Source organism: Rhodococcus sp. IEGM 1307 (assembly GCF_030056915.1).
GTDB classification, from domain to species: domain Bacteria; phylum Actinomycetota; class Actinomycetes; order Mycobacteriales; family Mycobacteriaceae; genus Rhodococcus_F; species Rhodococcus_F opacus_D.
On sequence record NZ_JASHKW010000003.1, the window covers coordinates 273,809 to 292,087 of the forward strand.

Below are 18,279 nucleotides of genomic sequence, written 5' to 3' on the forward strand. Positions count from 1 at the left end.
TCAGCGGTCGTCCCCCGGAAGGTCCCGAGCACAGCGGAATCCGGAGAAGATCTGCCTCCGGATCGGGTGGTCCCAGTTGCGGAACGTCCCACGGCACGCCACCGGGTCGGTGCCGAACGAACCGCCGCGCAGCATGCGGTAGTCGCCGCCGTAGAACACCTCCGAGTACTCGCGGTACGGGAACGCCGAGAACCCGGGGTAGGGCTCGAACGGCGAAGACGTCCACTCCCACACGTCGCCGATCAGCTGATGGACGCCGAGCGGGGATGCCCCCGACGGATATGCCCCGACCACCGCGGGACCGAGGTGACGCTGCCCGAGGTTGGCGAGCGAGGAGTCGGGTTCGGCGTCACCCCAAGGGAATCGGCGCGACCGGCCGGTGAACGGGTCCCACCGCGCGGCCTTCTCCCATTCGGCTTCGGTCGGAAGTCTCTTGCCGTCCCAGCGTGCGAAGGCCTCGGCCTCGAAGAAGCAGACGTGCACGACCGGTTCCTGGAGGTGGATCGGCTCGGTCACCCCGAACCTTCGTCGCCACCAGGTTCCGCAACCGTCGTTCTCCCAGAACTGGGGAGCATCCAATCCGGCTTCGAGGCGGTGCGCCCATCCCCGCTCACTCCACAACTCGGGCCGCGCGTACCCTCCGTCGTCCATGAACTCGAGGTAGCGGCCGTTGGTGACGGGGACGGCGTCGATCACGAACGCCGGAACGTGCACGCGGTGCGCGGACCTCTCGTTGTCGAGCGCCCACGGATCGTCCGACGTTCCCATCGTGAATTCGCCGGAGGGAATGACCACTTCGTCCTCGTCCATCGCCCCGCCGACACGCGGCGCGCTCTCCGCGGCCAGCACAGCTGGGCCGGTGCGCAGTTGATGGGTGGCGAGCATCGTTTCGGCATGCTGCTGCTCGTGCTGCGCGATCATGCCGAACGCGAATCCGTTCTCCTCGAGCGGCCGGCCCCGGAACGTGCTGCGGTCGAGCACGTCCCACGACTTGTCTCGAACGGTGCGTACGTATTCCCTGGCCTCGTCCGGGTTCAGCAGCGGCAGGGACGGCCGGGAGTTCCTCGAATGTTTGAATGCGTCGTACAACTCGTCGATGTCGCGGCGGACCGGTTCCCGTCCTCCGACGTCCCGCACGAGCCACAACTCTTCCTGATTGCCGATGTGCGCGAGATCCCACACGAGCGGGCTCATCAACGGGGAATGCTGTGCAACGAGGTCCTCCCCGTCCACACAGTCCGTCAACCCCGCGGTGCGCTCCCGCGCCCGTGTCAACACGGTCTCGATCTTCTCGCGGGTACCCATCAGCGTTCCTCGCTCGGTGCCTGGCCCCGGCAACATCGTTCGGCGGCGGCATCGAGCAGTCTGACGAATTCGGGGTCGGGCGAGTAGGCCGCCGCCAGCGACAGCAGAGCTGTTGCCGCAGCGCGCAGTTCGAGGTCGGCCAGGCCGAACTCGGCCGCGTCCCGCCAGCGTTCGGCGGTGGGCAGCGCCGCGTCGAGCGCCTCGGCCATGGCACCCGGACCCGACAGCAGCGCGTCGATCGCCGCGATGGGAACCCGCCACTGGTCACCCGGTTGCGCGTCGAGGTAGCGCACCTCGAGATGACCGGCCGCGCGCACGGGCGGAAACAGGGTGGTGAGGTGATAGTCGAGGTCGGCGGGCGTCGGGCGACCGATCACGTCGTCCAGTGCGCCCTCGACCCAGTCCGCGAAAGTTGCACCGTCGGGCGCTGTCCAATCCGTTCCGTCGTTGCGGATGCACAGCAACGGCACGTCCAGTACCCACCCTGCATAGTCCGCGATGTGCGGAGTTCCGGTGGTGCGCGGCGAATCGAGTTCGAGCCACGTTCGCATCCGCTGCGACGCCCATTGCCCGTCGGGCACCCCGTAGAGCCGCGGCGAACACGCGAAGGCCGCGATCAATGCGGGACCGATGGCATGGAGCAGATGCCACCGCTTCTCCACCGCAACCGGATCGGCCCCGGCGTCCACGCTGATCTGCGTTGCGGCGGTGTTGCACATCATCAGTTTCCCGAAGGGCCCGATGCCGGTGAAGCGGGATTCCATGGCGCAGTACCGCGGCGATTGGAGGAGACGTTGAGCGGGCCGGCGAGTGTCCGCGGCCTCGGACGACATGAGGATCGATCGGGAAGACAGCAGGTCCGCGAGAACCGCCTGATCGGCGACGAGATAGTCGCACAATTCGCGTGCGGAGTAATAGGGGGCGCTGGACAGTTCGATCTGTCCGCCGGGTTCGACCGTGACGGCGCTGCCGCCGGGAAGGAGCTGAGCAGGAGAAGAGGGATCGATGGTTCTGGGAGTGTGCGGCCCGAGAGCTTCGGCGAGAGCGGCGAGGTCGGGGCGCACGTATTCCGGCAGTTGCGCGGTCAGCCACTCCAATTCCGCGCCGATCAGCTGCGGTGGCCCCAGTTTGAAGCACACACCACCCAGGTACGCCTCCGCCGCCGGCCGCGACGTGAAACACGTTGCCTCGACGGACTGAACTGCAGTAGCCATTCGACCCTCCCCTTCGGGCGCCGCCTGAACGTCGTTATCGACATTAGAGCGCCTCGGCCGTCGATGCACGCCCCAACGGCATACTTTTCGAGGAACCTGCACGGGTACGTTCGAGTCCAGTCACCGCGAAAGGGAGGTATCGGACATGCTCGACCTCGAGCAGGCGCGACGGGACACCCCGGGCTGCCTCGACAAGGTGTTCCTCGACAGCGCAGGCTCCTCGCTTCCGCCGACCCCGGTCCTGGACGCCGTGTTCGCGCACCTGCGCCGGGAGGCCGACGTGGGTGGCTACGTCGCGGCCGCCGAACGGGCCGACGACCTCGCGGCCGTGAAGTCGTCCCTGGGCCGGCTGATCGGGGCGAGCGCCGACAGCATCGCCCTGGTGGACAGCGCCACCACCGCCTGGAACGACTTCTTCCACGCCGTTCCGCTCGGGGCCGGGGACCGTGTGCTGATCTCGGAGGTCGAGTACGCCAGCAACGCCATCGCCGTCCTGCAGCGGGCGCGATCCGTGGGCGCGACGGTCGACGTGATCCCCAGCGACCCCGCAGGCCAGATCGACGTCGCCGCCCTCGAAACGCTGCTCGACGACCGGGTCCGTCTCGTGTCCCTCGTGCACGTGCCCACCAACGGCGGCCTGGTCAATCCCGTCCGTGAAGTGACGGAGCTGGCACACGCGCACGGCGCGCTGGTGCTGCTCGACGCGTGTCAGTCCGTCGGTCAGATCGCCCTCGACGTCAGCGAGCTGGGCGTCGACGCACTCTCGGCCACGGGCCGCAAATGGCTTCGTGCACCGCGGGGCACCGGCTTCCTGTACGTCCGGCCGGAACTGGCCGCGACCCTCGAGCCGGCCGCCCTCGACCTGCACAGCGCGGAGTGGACCGCCGCCGATGCGTACCGGCTCGCCACCGATGCCAGCCGGTTCGAATTCTGGGAATGCGACGTCGCCGCGCGCCTCGGGCTCGGGGTGGCGGCCGACTATCTCCTCGACCTCGGGGTGGACGACGTCGAGGCGGCCGTCACGGCCGGGGCCGAGCACCTCCGGTCGGGGCTCGCGGCGATCCCCCGTGTCACCGTGCGCGACCTCGGCGCCCGCCGCTGCGGAATCGTCTCGTTCACCGTCGACGGGTTCGATCCCGGCGACGTCCGGAAACAGCTGGCTGCCCGCAACGTCACCGTCACGGCCAGCCTGCGCGGATCGACACTGCTGGACATGAGCGCCCGCGGACTGGACGCCGTGGTGCGGGCGTCGCCGCACTATTTCTGCTCCCCGGACGACCTCGACCGGTTCCTCGCGGAGGTGCGGACACTCGCGAACTAGCGCACTGAGCTGGAACTCACCCGGGAACCAGGACTTCGCGATGACGGACCAGGGAGGGCGATCGGGCGTACTTCCGCACCCCGGGCGTGCATCTCGCGCACCGTCTGGCACGCACGTCGACGCTGCACTACGAGCTGTCCGGCGTGACGGACATGCCCGGACAGCCGGGCCCTCGCCGACCTCCGGACGGGACGTCCCACTGACCGGGAGATCCACCGATTCGGGTTTTGTAACAGGTTACAGTTTGAGGGTAACCCACGTCACACCACACCTGTGACCGCCCGAGAGGACTTCCACCCATGGTCGACGCCACACCGATCCGCCCCCGGTCCGCAGCAACGGTCGCCGAGTGGGACTACGAGGCCGACGTCGTGGTCGCGGGTTACGGCATCGCCGGTGTGTCCGCCTCCATCGAGGCGGCGCGCGCCGGCGCCGACGTCCTGGTCCTCGAACGCACCAGCGGCTGGGGCGGTGCCGCCGCTCTCGCCGGCGGCTTCATCTACCTCGGCGGAGGGACGCCGCTGCAGAAGGCGTGCGGGTTCGACGACTCCCCCGAGAACATGAAGACGTTCATGATGGCGGCGCTCGGCCCGGGTACCGACGAGGAGAAGATCACCGACTACTGCGAGGGCAGCGTCGAGCACTACAACTGGCTCGTCGACTGCGGTGTCCCGTTCAAGGAGAGCTTCTGGGGCGAACCCGGCTGGGAACCGCCGTTCGACGACGGACTCATGTACTCGGGCGGCGAGAACGCGGCGCCTTTCAACGAGATCGCGACTCCCGCACCGCGCGGCCACGTTCCGCAGATGGACGGCAAGAGGACCGGCGAGAAGGGTGGCGGCTACATGCTGATGAAGCCGCTCGTCGAGACCGCCGAAAAGCTCGGGGTCCGAGCCGAATACGACATGCGCGTCCAGACGCTCGTCACGGACGACACCGGTCGCGTCGTCGGGATCGTCGCCAAGCAGTACGGCAAGGAGGTGGCCGTGCGGGCGCGCCGCGGCGTCGTCCTCGCCACCGGCAGCTTCGCCTACAACGACAAGATGATCGAGGCCCACGCGCCGCGGCTGATCGGCCGCCCCGGCGCCGCCATCGAGGAGCACGACGGACGGTCGATCCTCATGGCGCAGGCCCTCGGCGCCGATCTCGCCCACATGGACGCCACCGAGGTCGCGTTCGTCTGCGACCCCCAGTTGATCGTCCGCGGCATCCTGGTCAACGGCCGGGGGCAGCGCTACGTTCCGGAGGACACGTACTCCGGGCGGATCGGCCAGATGACCCTGTTCCACCAGGACAACCAGGCGTTCCTCATCATCGACGAGGCGTCGTACGAGGAGGGCGCGGCCGCCACCACGGCCACGCCGTTCCTGCGCGTGCAACCGAAGTGGGCGGCGGAGACCGTCGAGGAACTCGAATCGGACATGGGCCTGCCCGCCGGCGCTCTGCAGTCGACCGTCGAGGTGTACAACACGCACGCCGCGGAAGGATCGGACCCGCTGCTGCACAAGAAGTCCGAGTGGGTGAAGCCGATCGGCACCCCCGTCGCGGCACTCGACCTGCGCGGGTTCACCCTCGGCTTCACGCTCGGCGGTCTGCGGACGACCGTGAACTCCGAGGTACTGCACGTCTCCGGCGAACCGATCCCCGGCCTCTTCGCGGCGGGACGGTGCACGTCCGGCGTGTGCGCGGGCGGCTACGCCAGCGGCACCTCCCTCGGCGACGGCAGCTTCTACGGCCGCCGCGCCGGCATCAGTGCCGCGAAGGAGGCATGACCGGGCCTACCCGACGAGCCGGACCGTCACGCCGGCCGCGAACCGGTAGGGCTGGGTGCTCAGGACCGCGCCGAGACTCTTGCGCAGACGCGAAACCTCGGCGCGGACCGCCACCACGTGGTCGCGGTCGCCGAACAACGATTCGCTGAGCGAGGCGGCGTCGACACCCGCCGGTCCCGCGACCGACAGCACCCGCAGGATCTGGGCGTGCCGGGGCGAGAGCGCCCGCGTCCAGTTGACGTCGCCCCGGACCGTCACGTGCGGCGCGTCACCGAGGTCGAGTTCCAGTTCGATGGCCGCCCCGTCGACGCGCCTGCGCACCAGCCAGCCGTCGCCGAGCGGTTCGGGCACGCACAGCCCGAGCCCCGGGACGAGCAGTGGCCGGTCCAGGCTCGGCGGCGCGACCCGCTCCGGGGCCGCGATGCCACTCGCCTCCGCGACCCACCCTTGCTTGTCGACGACCAGCGCCGGACCGCCCGCCGACGCCAGCAACGGTGCCGCCCGGCCGCGCAGCTTGTCCAGTTGCGCCGTGTGCTCACGCCACAGCGTCGCCTCGGCCAGACGCACCGCGGTGCGGACGAGCGCGACCGTGGTCGGGTGAATGGACATCGCCGACCCACTGATGTCGACCACGCCGAGAATCTCACCGGTGCGCGGATCGTGAACCGGCGACCCGGTGCACGACCAGCCGTGATGCGAGGGGGCATAGTGCTCGGCCGAAAACAGTTGCACCGCAGCATCTTCGATCAGCGCCGTGCCGATCGCGTTGGTCCCGACCGCCTGCTCCGCCCAGCGCGCACCCTCCGTGAATCCCAGGGCATCAGCCGCTTTCCGGACCCCGCGGGAACCTTCCCGCCACAACAGGACACCGTCGGCGTCGGCGATGACCACGATGAAGTTCGCATCGTCCGCGACCTGCGTCAACGTGCTGCGCAGTTCCGGGAGCACGGTTCGCAGCGCCGTCCGGGTGCGCCGCGCCTCGATCTCGGAGAAGTCGGCGGGCTCCACGTCCGCGCAGAGGTCCGGGCTCACACCGCCGGCCTGCAGACGGGACCACGACCGCGCCACCACGCCCCGTGGAAGGGCGGGCGGCTGCTGCCCGGACAGCACGGCGTCGTGCACCCGGCTGAGCAGCCGCGCATGTCGCGGCAGATCCACACCGCTTGCCACTGCGGTCAGCCGGTCTGCGGTCGGACGTTCAGCGCTCACAAGGCCGAGGCTACCCCCGGCGCTGTGAGCCACACCACTGTCCGTCATCGGATCGGCTGCAACCCTTCCTCCTGGGCCTTGATCTGGAAGGCCAGATACTTCGAGTAGTGCCGGGACTGATGCAGGTTGCCGGCCATGAACCAGAAACCCGGATGACCGGACCGGCGCCACACCGTGCGCAGCTCGCCCTCGTCGTCGAGGCCCCACACGTCCTGGCAGCGGTCCGCGACCGCGTCGCCGAGGAACTTGCGGGCGCTCTCACGCATGTTCTTGTATCCCGTCGCGAGAACCACCACGTCCACCGGCATCTCGGTGCCGTCGGCGAACACCACCCCGTCCGGGGTGAAGTGATCGATCTCGGTTCCCTGCTTCACCGTCACCTCGCCGCTCGCGATCAGCTCGGATGCGCCGACGTCGATGTAGTAGCCGCCGCCGCGTCGCAGGTACTTCATGAACAGGCCGCTGCCGTCCTCGCCGAAATCGACCTTGAATCCGGCCTTCCGCAGACCGTCGAGCATCTCCGCGTCCTTCTCGGCGATGGCCTCCGTCGCCCCCGCGTGAATTCCCGCGAGCAACGGGTACGGCAGCGACGCGAAGATCAGGTCGGCATCCTGCACCGCGGGCCCGCCCTCCTCGTACACGCCGCCGAACAGTCCGGGGATACCGTGCTTGCTGCTCATCACATACGTGGACGAGCGCTGCAGGATGGTCACATCCGCACCCTGCTCGTTGAGTTCCTGGGCGATGTCGTGGCCCGAGTTGCAGCAGCCGACGACGAGGGCCTTCTCGCCCTGCATCTCCCGGCCGCCAACGAACCAGCTCGAATGCTCGATGGTTCCCTCGAACGTGTCGGCGCCAGCGATCCGCGGAATGTTCGGCACCCCACTCATTCCCGTGGCGAGGACGACGTGCCGGGGGTGCAGCGTGCGGGTGGAGCCGTCGTCGCGGGCGACGGTCACGGTCCATTCGCCGGTGGCGTCGTCATAGCTGCCGCCGGTGAACTCGGTTCCCGTCCACACGTTGAGTTCCATTGCTTCGGCGTAGAACTCGAACCAGTTCGCGAGCTTGTCCTTGGGCGTGAACACCGGCCAGTGGTCGGGGAAGTTCAAGTACGGCAGGTGGTCGTACCAGACCGGGTCGTGCAGGACCAGCGAGTGGTAGCGCTTGCGCCAGCTGTCACCGATCCGGTCGTTTCGCTCCACCAGCAGGGTGTCGACTCCGAGCTGCCCCAGACGGGCCGCGAGGGCGAGACCACCCTGGCCGGCGCCGACGATCACGACCGCCGGCTGCTCGGTCTCGAACTCGCCCTTGGCGGTTCGCCGGTCGAGCCAGTTGATCTTGCCGCGGTGGGCGCCGTGATTCGTGCCCTGAACCCGCCGATGCCCCTTCTTCTCCTCGTGACCCTTGATCTCCTCCATCGCGCTGATCAACGTCCAGGCACGCCACTCGCCGTCGTCGTCGCGCCTCAGCCGAACGAAACCGCGGCTGCGGGCCAGGGTCGTCTCGAATGTGAAGAAGGCCTGTATCCAGTCACCCTCGGGATCGGCCACCGCCTCGGCGGGGTGCGCGGGTGACAGGACGAGGTGGCGCGGCTCGTGCACCGGAACCGAATCCGCGAGGCGCGACTCGATGTCCGCGCGACCGTGCGTGGTGTGCAGATCCCAGGTGAACGACAGCAGGTCGCGCCACCAACCGTCGACCAGGAAGTGCTGGGCGGCCCCGCGCACGTCGCCTCGTTCGAGGGCGGCACCGAATCCGGCCAGCCAGCGCCGGGCGATGTCACCCGGCTGCGGAATGGCGGTGTCGACGGGTGAGTCGAGTGTGGCGGTCATGATGTCCTCCGTCGTCGGGAATCGAGAAGTTCGATACCTCTGTGATACGGATCACAAGGACCGAGCGGCAGCGTTGCATCGGATTGCACTGTCCCCACCTCGGCGCCGCGCAGCCTCCCGAGGACACCCGATTAGCAGGTCAGCGGGCCATCCGGTAGAGTTCCATAAGTTGTCTCGGCGAGGGTGAACCAGAAGTTCCCATTGACTGGCTCACCGTGATCGACGCGGCGACGGCTCTGCTCGAGCGTTTCGCTCCTGGCCGTCGCGTGTTCGTCCCTCGTCGACTCGAACCGCCCGCCAGTTACCACCGTGAGTTGTAGGAGCCGTTTCACCATGTCTGACGAAAATCGCCTCGTAGCCGCCGTGCGCACCGAGTTCGGTAAGGGCGCCGCCCGCCGCGCGCGCCGCGACGGCCAGGTCCCCGCAGTCCTGTACGGCCACGGTGAGGACCCCCGCCACCTGAACGTCCCGTCCCGCGACTTCGCCGCCATCCTGCGCGCGCACGGCACCAACGCCATCCTGACCCTCGACATCGAGGGCAAGGAGCAGGTCGCGCTCACCAAGTCGGTCGTGGTTCACCCGATCCGCAACTACATCGAGCACGCCGACCTCCTCGTCATCAAGAAGGGCGAGAAGGTCACCGTCGACGTTCCCGTCGTCGTCACCGGTGAGGCCGCTGCCGGCACCCTGGTCGCGCAGGACGCCGCCACCATCTCCCTCGAAGCGGACGCGCTGCACATCCCCGAGCAGATCGAGGTCTCGGTCGAGGGCCTCGAGGTCGGCACCCAGATCCTGGCCAACCAGCTCGAGCTGCCCAAGGGTTCCACCCTGCAGGCCGACGAGGAACTGCTCATCGTCAACGTCGTCGCAGCCCCGACCGCTGCCGACCTCGAAGAGGAGACCGGCGAAGCCGCCGCCGAGACCGCCGAGGCTCCGGCCGAAGAGGGCGCCGAGAGCTGATCCTCTCGCAACCGCACTGATGTCGGCGGCGCGTCGTCCCGGATTGTCCCGGGGTGACGCGCCGCTGTCGTCTGACACGACCCCCTCACGCATGGAAGGACCCTGTCGGTGAGTGAAGACACCGCTCTGGTGGTGGGCCTGGGCAACCCGGGACCGCAGTACGAGAAGACCCGGCACAACGTCGGCTTCATGGTGGCCGGCGTGCTGTCCGCTCGCATGGGTGGCAAGTTCAGCGCGCACAAGAAGAGCGGCGCCGAGATCGTCCAGGGCCGACTCGAGGGCCGTCCGACGATCCTCGCCAAGCCGCGGTCGTTCATGAACCTGTCCGGTTCCGCCGTTGCCGGCCTGGCCCGGTTCTTCTCCGTCGATCCGGGCAACATCGTGGTCATCCACGACGAACTCGACCTCGACTTCGGGACCATTCGCCTCAAGCAGGGCGGCGGCGAGGGCGGGCACAACGGACTGCGGTCCATCTCGAGCGCACTCGGCACCAAGGACTACCTGCGCACCCGTGTCGGGATCGGCCGTCCCCCCGGACGGATGGATCCGGCGTCGTACGTGCTGAAGCCGTTCTCGTCGGTGGAACGCAAGGAGCTCGACCTGGTCTGCGAAGAGTCGGCCGACGCCGTCGAACTGGTCCTGCGCGTCGGGCTCGAGGCAGCGCAGAACCGCCTGCATTAGGCGCTTCGCGCCCGTGCGCCAATCTGGTTGTCCCAGCTACCAAAAAGGCGCACGGCGCGGAGCGCCTAGTGGACCAGATTCGCCGACGTGGCGCGGCGGAGTTTGCCCGACGACGTCTTGGGGATGCTGCCGGGGCCGAGCACTGCGACGGTGCGGGGTCGTACTCCGACCTCGGAGAACACGGCGTGCACGACCTCGTGCTCGATGCGCTTGACCACTTCGGGGTCCTGGTAGTCGTTGGTCTCCACCGCGACCGCGAAACTTTCCCGCTTCTGCCCCGCGTCGAGGCGGACGGCCACCGCGTTGCCGGGACGCACGCCGGCGACGGTCCCCGCAGCTCGCTCGATGTCCGTCGGATAGATGTTGCGGCCGCCCATGATGATGACGTCCTTGACGCGGCCGCACACGACGACGAGGCCCTCTTCGGTGAAGTAGCCGACGTCGCCGGTGTTCAGCCAGCCGTCCGCGTCCTGGGCGGGCTTGTGGCCGTCGACCGTGATGTATCCGGGGGTGACCGCCTTGCCGCGGACTTCGATGATGCCGACACCGCGGGTCGGGAGCAGCTCACCCTCGCTGTCGACGACGCGTCCCTCGAGGTTCGGCACCATCTTTCCGAGGGTGGCGAGGCCACGCGCGTTCGGCTTGCTCGACGGAACGGCGCGCTGCATGGCCTCGAGGAGATCCGGGTCGACGAGGTCGAGGACCTGGCCCTGATCCGGATCCGGGATGGAGACGGCGAGGGTGGTCTCGGCCATGCCGTAGACGGGGGCGAGTGCCGACGGGTTCAGGCCGAAGCGGGCGCCCGCCTCGGCGAGCTTGTTCATCGTCTCGGGGTCGACGGGCTCGGCACCGTTCCACATGTACCGGACGGTGCTGAGGTCGACGGCGCCGTCCTCCGCCTGCTTGAGGCGGCGGGCGAGCAACGAGTACGCGAAGTTGGGGGCGGCCGTCACGGTGCCCTTGTACTTGCCCATCAGCTCCGCCCACAGCAGCGGCGTGCGGAGGAAGTCCATCGGGGTGATGCTCACGACCTCCGCGCCGACCTGCATCGGCACGCTGAGGAACCCGACCATCCCCATGTCGTGGAACAGGGGCAGCCAGCTGATCATCACGTCGTCCTCGATGGAGAACTTGATGCGGTCGATCATGGCGTAGGCGTTGGTGTAGAAGTTCTCGTGCGTGATCTGCACGGCCTTGGGCGAACCGGTGGAACCGGACGTGAGCTGCTGCAGCGCGATGTCGCTCTCGAACGTCTCGACCGGGTCGATCTCCGTGCCCTCGTTCAGCTCGGCCACCGTGACCACGGTGATGCCGCGCTCCTCCAGCAGCGGCTTGGCGGCGTCGAACGGCGCACCGAGGATGACGGCCTTCGCCTGAATCATGTTGATGACGGTCTCGGTGTCCTTGGCCCACACGGCCAGGTCCGTGCGCGGCGTCGGCTGATGCAGCATGGTGACGGACGCCCCGCGCATCCAGGTGCCCTGGCAGGAGGGCGCGATGTCGACGGGCTGACCGGCGAGGATGCCGATGGCGTCGCCGTGGCCGATCCCCGCTTCGGCGAGCGCGCCCGCCATGCGGCGCGCGGCCTTGTGGATCTCGCCCCACGGCTGCCGCAACGGCGCGTCGGGCTCACCCGTGTTGAGGCCACGGGTGCTGCTCGCCGCGGTCGCGTACATCTCGTCGGTGAACTTGCTCACAGTCTTCCTCCTGCACATACGGGTGTCCGAACGCAGAAACGGTGAACTCCGGAGCGCCCCGACGACTCACCCATATAAATCCCTCACCGGCCTCCGATCGTTACTCCTCCCTGGATGTGACTGTGCTGCGCGTTCGTGTTCGGCACCCGAGTAACCTGGTATGCGGCCACACGGCCTTCCTACACGCATCCCGTCCCCCGAGAGGTTCTTCGTTGACTACCCCGTCCGACTCGGCCGACACCATTCCAGCCGAGGCGGCGCCTGTCGCCACATCCGGCTCACCGGAAGTGAAATCCGAGGCATCCGCCTCACCGGTGGGGAAATCCGAGAAGGGTGTCCGGGCGGAGGCGTCGCGTCGCCGCACGTTCGCCGTGATCTCGCATCCCGACGCCGGTAAGTCGACGCTGACGGAGGCTCTCGCGCTCCACGCGAAGGTCATCTCCGAAGCGGGCGCGGTCCACGGCAAGGCGGGCCGCAAGTCGACGGTGTCCGACTGGATGGAGATGGAGAAGGCCCGCGGCATCTCGGTCAGCTCCACTGCCCTGCAGTTCAACTACCGCTCCACCGAGGCGTCGGTGGACGAGCCCGTCGACAACGTGATCAACCTGGTGGACACTCCCGGCCACTCCGACTTCTCGGAGGACACGTACCGCGTCCTGACTGCGGTCGACGCCGCAGTCATGCTGATCGACGCCGCGAAGGGTCTCGAACCGCAGACGCTGAAGCTGTTCCAGGTGTGCCGTCACCGCGGAATCCCGGTGATCACGGTCATCAACAAGTGGGACCGGCCGGGCCAGACGCCGCTCGAGCTTCTCGACGAGATCCAGGAACGCATCGGTCTCACCCCCACTCCCCTGTACTGGCCCGTCGGGATCGCCGGCGACTTCCGGGGCCTGCTGCGGCGCGGCGAGGACGGTGCCCCGCGGGAGTACATCCGGTTCACGCGGACCGCGGGTGGCGCGAAGATCGCCCCCGAAGAGGTCATGGATGCCGACGCCGCCCTCGCGAAGGAGGGCTCCGAATGGGAGACCGCCGCGGAGGAGAGCGAGCTGCTGTCGGCCACCGGTCAGGACCACGACCAGGAGCTGTTCCTCGGTGGCCAGACGTCGCCGGTGATCTTCGCGTCGGCGATGCTCAACTTCGGTGTCCGCCAGATCCTCGACACGCTGGTCGAGCTGGCGCCGCCGCCGCGCGCCCGGGAGGACGTCGCCGGCACCCCTCGCGAGGTCACCGACCCGTTCAGCGCGGTCGTCTTCAAGGTCCAGGCCGGCATGGACACCGCGCACCGCGACCGGCTGGCGTTCATGCGCATCGTGTCGGGCGTGTTCGAGCGCGGCATGGTGGTCACCCACGCCCAGACCGGCAAGCCGTTCACGACGAAGTACGCGCAGACCGTGTTCGGTCGCGAGCGTTCGACCGTGGAATCTGCGTACCCCGGCGACGTGGTGGGACTGGTCAACGCCACCGCGCTCGCCCCCGGCCACACCCTGTTCTTCGAGAAGAAGGTGGAGTTCCCGCCGATCCCGTCGTTCGCGCCGGAGCACTTCTCCATCCTGCGGGCCGAGAGCGCGGGCAAGTACAAGCAGTTCCGGCGGGCCGTGGATCAGCTCGATTCCGAGGGTGTCGTGCAGATCCTCCGCAACGACCTGCGTGGCGACGCCTCCCCGGTCATGGCGGCCGTCGGCCCGATGCAGTTCGAGGTGGTCGCGGCGCGGATGAAGGCCGAGTTCAACGTCGAGGCCCGAATGGAACCCCTGGGCTACGCGTTGGCGCGGCGCACCGACGCCGAGTCGGCCCACGAGCTGAACCGTCAGCGCGGCGTCGAGGTGTTCACCCGCTCGGACGGGGTGATGCTGGCTTTGGTCAGCGACAAGTGGCGCCTGCAGTACATCCAGAAGGAGCTGCCCGACCTCACGCTCGAGCCGCTCGTGGCCGCCGCCGACTAGCGTCCCGAGGCGCTGACGTACGTTCGAAGCCTCGATCCATCGACGGGATACGCACCCCGCCGATGGATCGAAGACACTACTGCGCCAGCACTTTCCGCCCCGCCGCCACGATCTGCTCCAATTCGTACCGGTGCTGGGCGCTGGCGTCGACGAGCGGCGCGCGCACCGAGCCGGCGTCGAGGCCGGTGAACGTCACGCCCGCCTTCACCAGAGCGACCGCGTACCCGGGGGTGGTGTCACGCAGCCGAACCAGCGGATGGAAGAACTCGCGGTTCAGCGAGTCGACCAGCTCGGTGTCGTCTTCCTCGAGCGCCCGGTAGTAGGCGAGAGACACATCGGGTGCGAATGCGAACGTCGCGGAGGAATAGAGCGTGACGCCGATGCTCCGGTAGGCCTGCTGCGAGACCTCGGCGGTCGGGAGGCCGTTGAAGAACTGGAATTCCTTGTCGCCGAGAGAATCACGCAGGGTACGCACGATTCGCGACGTCAGGTCGAGGTCGCCGACGCCGTCCTTGAATCCGACGACCTTCGGCAGTCGCGCGACCGCGAGAGCACTCTGCTCGGTGAACTGGCCGTTCGCGCGGTGGTACACGATGACCGGGAGGTCGCTCGCCTCCGACACCTGCGTCACGTACTCCACCAGGCCCTGGGCCGGTGCGCCGACGAGGTAGGGCGGCAGGAGCAGGATGCCGTCCGCTCCCGCGTCCTCCGCGATGGCGACGAATTCCTTCGCGACGGGCAGGGCTCCGCCGGCGCCGGCGAAGACCGGGACACGGCCATTCGTGGCCGTGACCACCGTTTCCACGACGGTCCGGAATTCGGCGGCGGACAGCGCGTGGAACTCGCCGGTCCCGCACGCGGCAAACACTCCACCCGGTCCGGCCGCGACACCGGATTCGATGTGCTGGGCCAGTGCGGGAAGGTCGACGTCGCCGTTGCCGTCGAACGGTGTGACAGGGAAGAAGAGAACACCGTCAAGCATGGATGGCTCCTTGGATCATTGGTCGGGTTTGAGTCGGAGGTCTGTGTCTCGACTAGTCGACGAGGCGGTCACCGGTGACGGTGGAGAACAGGTGGGTGCGCTCCGCCGCGTACGACAGGGTGATCACCTCTCCGCGCTTCGGCGGGATGCGGCCGTCGGCGCGAACGACGATGGGCTGCTTGCGCCCGTGGATGTCGGCCTGGCCGTAGACGTACGCGTCGGCACCGAGCTCTTCGACGACGTCGATGGTGACGTCGAGTCCGCTACCGGTGGTGATCACGAGATCCTCCGGACGCACACCGAGCGTGACCGAGCTTTCGCCGATGCCGGCAATCGCACCACGCGGGACGGGGACCACGGAGCCACCGAAGCTGACCCCGCCGTCGACGAGGGGAAGTTCGAGCAGGTTCATCGCGGGCGAGCCGATGAAACCGGCGACGAACAAGTTGTTCGGGTGCTCGTACATGCGGCGCGGTGTGTCGCACTGTTGGAGCACTCCGTCTTTCAGGACGGCCACGCGGTCACCCATCGTCATGGCCTCGACCTGATCGTGGGTCACGTAGACGGTGGTGGTGGCGAGACGACGCTGCAGCGCCGAGATCTGCGCGCGGGTCTGCACGCGCAGCTTGGCGTCGAGGTTGGACAGGGGCTCGTCCATCAGGAACACCTGCGGCTTGCGAACGATGGCGCGTCCCATGGCAACTCGCTGCCGCTGACCACCCGAGAGGGCCTTGGGCTTGCGGTCGAGGAACTTGGTGAGGTCGAGGATCCTGGCGGCATCCTGGACGCGACGCTTGATCTCCGCCTTGTCCTCACCGGCGATGCGGAGGCCGAAGCCCATGTTCTCGCCCACCGTCATGTGCGGGTAGAGAGCGTAGTTCTGGAAGACCATGGCGATGTCACGGTCCTTCGGCTGGAACTCGGTGACATCGTTGCCGCCGATGGCGATCGTGCCCCGGTCCACGTCTTCGAGTCCCGCGAGCATGCGCAGGGACGTGGACTTGCCGCAGCCGGACGGTCCGACGAGGACGAGGAACTCGCCGTCCTCGATGTCGAGGTCCAGGTGATCGACCGCGGCCTTGTCGCCACCGGGGAACAACTTGGTGACGCCCTGAAATGCGACTGTTGCCATGATGTGGGTGGTCCCTTCACCGGCAGGAACGTGCCGGACGATCCGAGTGGGAGTGTGAAGCGAACGATTCGTTCACATACGTGAATCTTCGTCAAGATAGTGACTTCGTTTCGAAGTATGTACTACCGTGATGTGCATTACAAGGCTTACTCCCAGAGAGGTACTAGAAGACATGACCGACACCGCCTCGCGTCTGCTGATCACCGGCGCCGCAGGAAACATGGGCAAGATGCTGCGACCTTTGCTCCGCAAGCCCGGCCGCACCCTGCGCCTGTTCGACATCGCCGACATCACCGACATCGATCCCGCTCACGAGGAGTTCGTCCAGGGTTCGGTCACCGACCGCGCGGCCGTGGCCGCTGCGGTCGACGGCGTCGACGCCGTGCTCCACCTGGGCGGACTCAGCACCGAGGACTCGTGGGAGAACATTCTGTCCGTCAACGTGGACGGCACCCAGGCGGTGTTCGAGGCCGCCGTCGCCCACGGCGTGACGCGCGTGATCGCGGCGTCGAGCAACCACGCCGTCGGCTTCTGGACGCACGAGGAAGCCGGCTCCAACCCGCTGCCCGGCGATGTCTCGCCGCGTCCGGACGGGTTCTACGGCTGGAGCAAGGCGGCAGTCGAGGCGCTCGGCCGGCTGTACCACGATCGTTTCGGCATCGACGTCGTCAACCTGCGGATCGGCTCGAGCTTCGACCGGCCGCCCAACTACCGCGGGCTCGCCTCCTGGATGTCGCCTGCCGACACCGCTCGTCTGATCGAGGCCGCACTGTCCGACTCCGCCAAGGGTTTTCACACCGTGTGGGGTATCTCGCGGAACACCCGCAGCTGGTGGTCCGCAGCGGAGGGCGCAGCCATCGGGTACGAGCCGCAGGACGACGCGGAGGTGTTCGCCGACGAGTTCCTGGCCGATCACGAATGGACGTTCGACGACCCGATCCTCCAGCGTGTCGGCGGCGCGTTCTGCGACCACCCGCTCGGACAACGGATGCGCTGATGTCGCGCCGGGGCGGGCACCAGCGGTGGTGCCCGCCCCGGACGCGTCAGAGGGCGTTCTCGCGGACGATGCGCCCCAACGCGTCGAGCTGCACCTTGTTGACCAGCCCGAGGTGATAGAGGTGCAGCTCATTGGCTCCGGCCGCGACCGTGGCCGCGACGTGGCTGCTCACGTCGTCGAGATTCTTCGGCGGCAGCACCGACACGTAGGCGCCGACGTCGACGGCCTCTCCGACGATCGCGCGGGTGTCCTTCGTGACGGCGACGGTTTCGGCCGTCCCCGGCCAGGCCGAGACGAGCACGGCGTCGACGTCTCCCGACGCAGCCGGGGTCAGCGCAGGCGACGGCCCGGTCTTCCAGGGATTCGGATGGCAGTGCAGCGTGACGCGGGCCGCCGGGATCTCCGCACGCACGGCGCCGAGCACCGCACCCCGGAGTGCGTCGGCGTCCGCGTGGCGCACGGACAGCACCGCGTCGGCCTCCGCCTCGCCGAGGACGTCGGTGATCGGGGCGTCCGGAGCGAGCGTTCCCCTGGACAGCGCATCCACGCCGGAACGCAGCTTCGCGATCATCTTGTCCGGAGCGACGCCCCGCTCCGCCCACAGTGCGCGTTCCCGTTCGGTGCAGCTGATCGACATCAAACTGTCGCCGATGCCCGGAAATGCGCCATCGGTCTTCTCGTGTGGGCCGACGTGGGCGATCCCCAGCTGTCCGCACGCTTCGATCGACACGCCGTGCAGGTCGACACCACGGACCGCCTCCGCCGCGAGGGTGCGGGCGTAGCGGACGATGTCCGGGTGCCCTGGCGCGAGCGCGTACGGGTAGCGGTCGCCGAAGCAGTTCACGACGGTGACGTCGGGATGCGCCTGCCCCAGAACGGTGCTGTGGGACAGCACGATCCACGCGTTCACGCGGATGCCCGCATCGATCAGGATGCGAGCCGCATCGGCGAACGCATCCTCGGATCCGCCCCACGTCGCCGCCCTGGCCGTGACCGCGTGCCCGTCCCACGCGGCAGGCCGGATGGGCCGGTACAGCGCGGCGTGATGCGCGTCGACCACCTTGTGGGCCGGATGCAACGGGGTTGCCGCGCGGGTCGAGTGATAGCTGGCGGCGAGCGAGATCTCGGTGACTCCGAGCGCGCGCGCTCGGTCGACGAAGTGCGGATCACCGAGCACGTCCCACGGATACGCGTGCGCGACGATGCGATCGACAGTTCTTCCGGACATGCA

General features: G+C 68.3%; 14 protein-coding genes. 6 read left to right on the forward strand and 8 right to left on the reverse strand.

What is annotated here, in order from left to right:
- Both egtB and egtA read right to left on the reverse strand, forming a co-directional pair.
- Positions 1-1,305, reverse strand: coding sequence for an ergothioneine biosynthesis protein EgtB (gene egtB / locus QM841_RS07510; RefSeq protein WP_283331476.1), 1,305 nt, complete (start codon positions 1,303-1,305; stop codon positions 1-3).
- Positions 1,305-2,519: an ergothioneine biosynthesis glutamate--cysteine ligase EgtA gene (gene egtA / locus QM841_RS07515; RefSeq protein ID WP_283331477.1), complete on the reverse strand. Its 1,215-nt coding sequence runs from the start codon at positions 2,517-2,519 to the stop codon at positions 1,305-1,307. Before egtA ends, egtB begins: the two co-directional genes overlap by 1 nt.
- A gap of 145 nt (positions 2,520-2,664) precedes the next feature.
- Here egtA and QM841_RS07520 point away from each other — a divergent pair, with 145 nt between their 5' ends.
- Positions 2,665-3,840, forward strand: a complete 1,176-nt coding sequence (locus tag QM841_RS07520; RefSeq protein ID WP_283331478.1) for an aminotransferase class V-fold PLP-dependent enzyme — start codon at positions 2,665-2,667, stop codon at positions 3,838-3,840.
- Positions 3,841-4,139: 299 nt separating this feature from the next.
- On the forward strand, positions 4,140-5,612 hold the full coding sequence (locus QM841_RS07525; RefSeq protein ID WP_283331479.1) for an FAD-dependent oxidoreductase: 1,473 nt from the start codon (positions 4,140-4,142) through the stop codon (positions 5,610-5,612).
- 6 nt (positions 5,613-5,618) lie between these two features.
- On the opposite strand, the gene QM841_RS07530 is transcribed toward QM841_RS07525, so the two are convergent.
- Positions 5,619-6,869: a GAF domain-containing protein gene (locus tag QM841_RS07530; protein WP_283331480.1), complete on the reverse strand. Its 1,251-nt coding sequence runs from the start codon at positions 6,867-6,869 to the stop codon at positions 5,619-5,621.
- Complete coding sequence (locus QM841_RS07535; RefSeq protein ID WP_283331481.1) at positions 6,866-8,653, reverse strand: flavin-containing monooxygenase; 1,788 nt, start codon at positions 8,651-8,653, stop codon at positions 6,866-6,868. Before QM841_RS07535 ends, QM841_RS07530 begins: the two co-directional genes overlap by 4 nt.
- Positions 8,654-8,986: 333 nt before the next feature.
- Between QM841_RS07535 and QM841_RS07540 the strand changes: the two genes are divergently transcribed.
- Together QM841_RS07540 and pth are read left to right on the forward strand one after the other, a co-directional pair.
- Entirely contained in the window at positions 8,987-9,613 is a 627-nt protein-coding gene (locus QM841_RS07540; RefSeq protein WP_105413284.1) for a 50S ribosomal protein L25/general stress protein Ctc, read from the forward strand.
- A 108-nt stretch (positions 9,614-9,721) separates the two neighbouring features.
- Positions 9,722-10,294, forward strand: coding sequence for an aminoacyl-tRNA hydrolase (pth, locus tag QM841_RS07545; protein ID WP_005238771.1), 573 nt, complete (start codon positions 9,722-9,724; stop codon positions 10,292-10,294).
- Positions 10,295-10,359: 65 nt separating this feature from the next.
- Here the strand turns inward: pth and QM841_RS07550 are convergent, their stop codons facing one another.
- Positions 10,360-11,991, reverse strand: coding sequence for a fatty acyl-AMP ligase (locus QM841_RS07550; RefSeq protein ID WP_283331482.1), 1,632 nt, complete (start codon positions 11,989-11,991; stop codon positions 10,360-10,362).
- 212 nt (positions 11,992-12,203) lie between these two features.
- On the opposite strand from QM841_RS07550, the gene QM841_RS07555 reads away from it, so the two are divergent.
- Positions 12,204-13,937 carry a peptide chain release factor 3 gene (locus tag QM841_RS07555; protein ID WP_283331483.1) on the forward strand — a complete coding sequence of 578 codons (1,734 nt, stop codon included), beginning with the start codon at positions 12,204-12,206 and terminating at the stop codon, positions 13,935-13,937.
- Positions 13,938-14,013: 76 nt separating this feature from the next.
- On the opposite strand, the gene QM841_RS07560 is transcribed toward QM841_RS07555, so the two are convergent.
- Both QM841_RS07560 and QM841_RS07565 read right to left on the reverse strand, forming a co-directional pair.
- Positions 14,014-14,919 carry a 5-dehydro-4-deoxyglucarate dehydratase gene (locus QM841_RS07560; protein ID WP_283331484.1) on the reverse strand — a complete coding sequence of 302 codons (906 nt, stop codon included), beginning with the start codon at positions 14,917-14,919 and terminating at the stop codon, positions 14,014-14,016.
- 52 nt (positions 14,920-14,971) lie between these two features.
- Entirely contained in the window at positions 14,972-16,051 is a 1,080-nt protein-coding gene (locus QM841_RS07565; RefSeq protein WP_283331485.1) for an ABC transporter ATP-binding protein, read from the reverse strand.
- A 172-nt stretch (positions 16,052-16,223) separates the two neighbouring features.
- Between QM841_RS07565 and QM841_RS07570 the strand changes: the two genes are divergently transcribed.
- Positions 16,224-17,048 carry an NAD-dependent epimerase/dehydratase family protein gene (locus tag QM841_RS07570; RefSeq protein ID WP_283331486.1) on the forward strand — a complete coding sequence of 275 codons (825 nt, stop codon included), beginning with the start codon at positions 16,224-16,226 and terminating at the stop codon, positions 17,046-17,048.
- Positions 17,049-17,094: 46 nt separating this feature from the next.
- Here QM841_RS07570 and QM841_RS07575 read toward each other — a convergent pair whose 3' ends face one another.
- Positions 17,095-18,276 (reverse strand): hypothetical protein, encoded by a 1,182-nt coding sequence (locus tag QM841_RS07575; RefSeq protein ID WP_283331487.1) that lies wholly within the window; start codon positions 18,274-18,276, stop codon positions 17,095-17,097.
- Between the last annotated feature and the right edge of the window lie 3 nt (positions 18,277-18,279).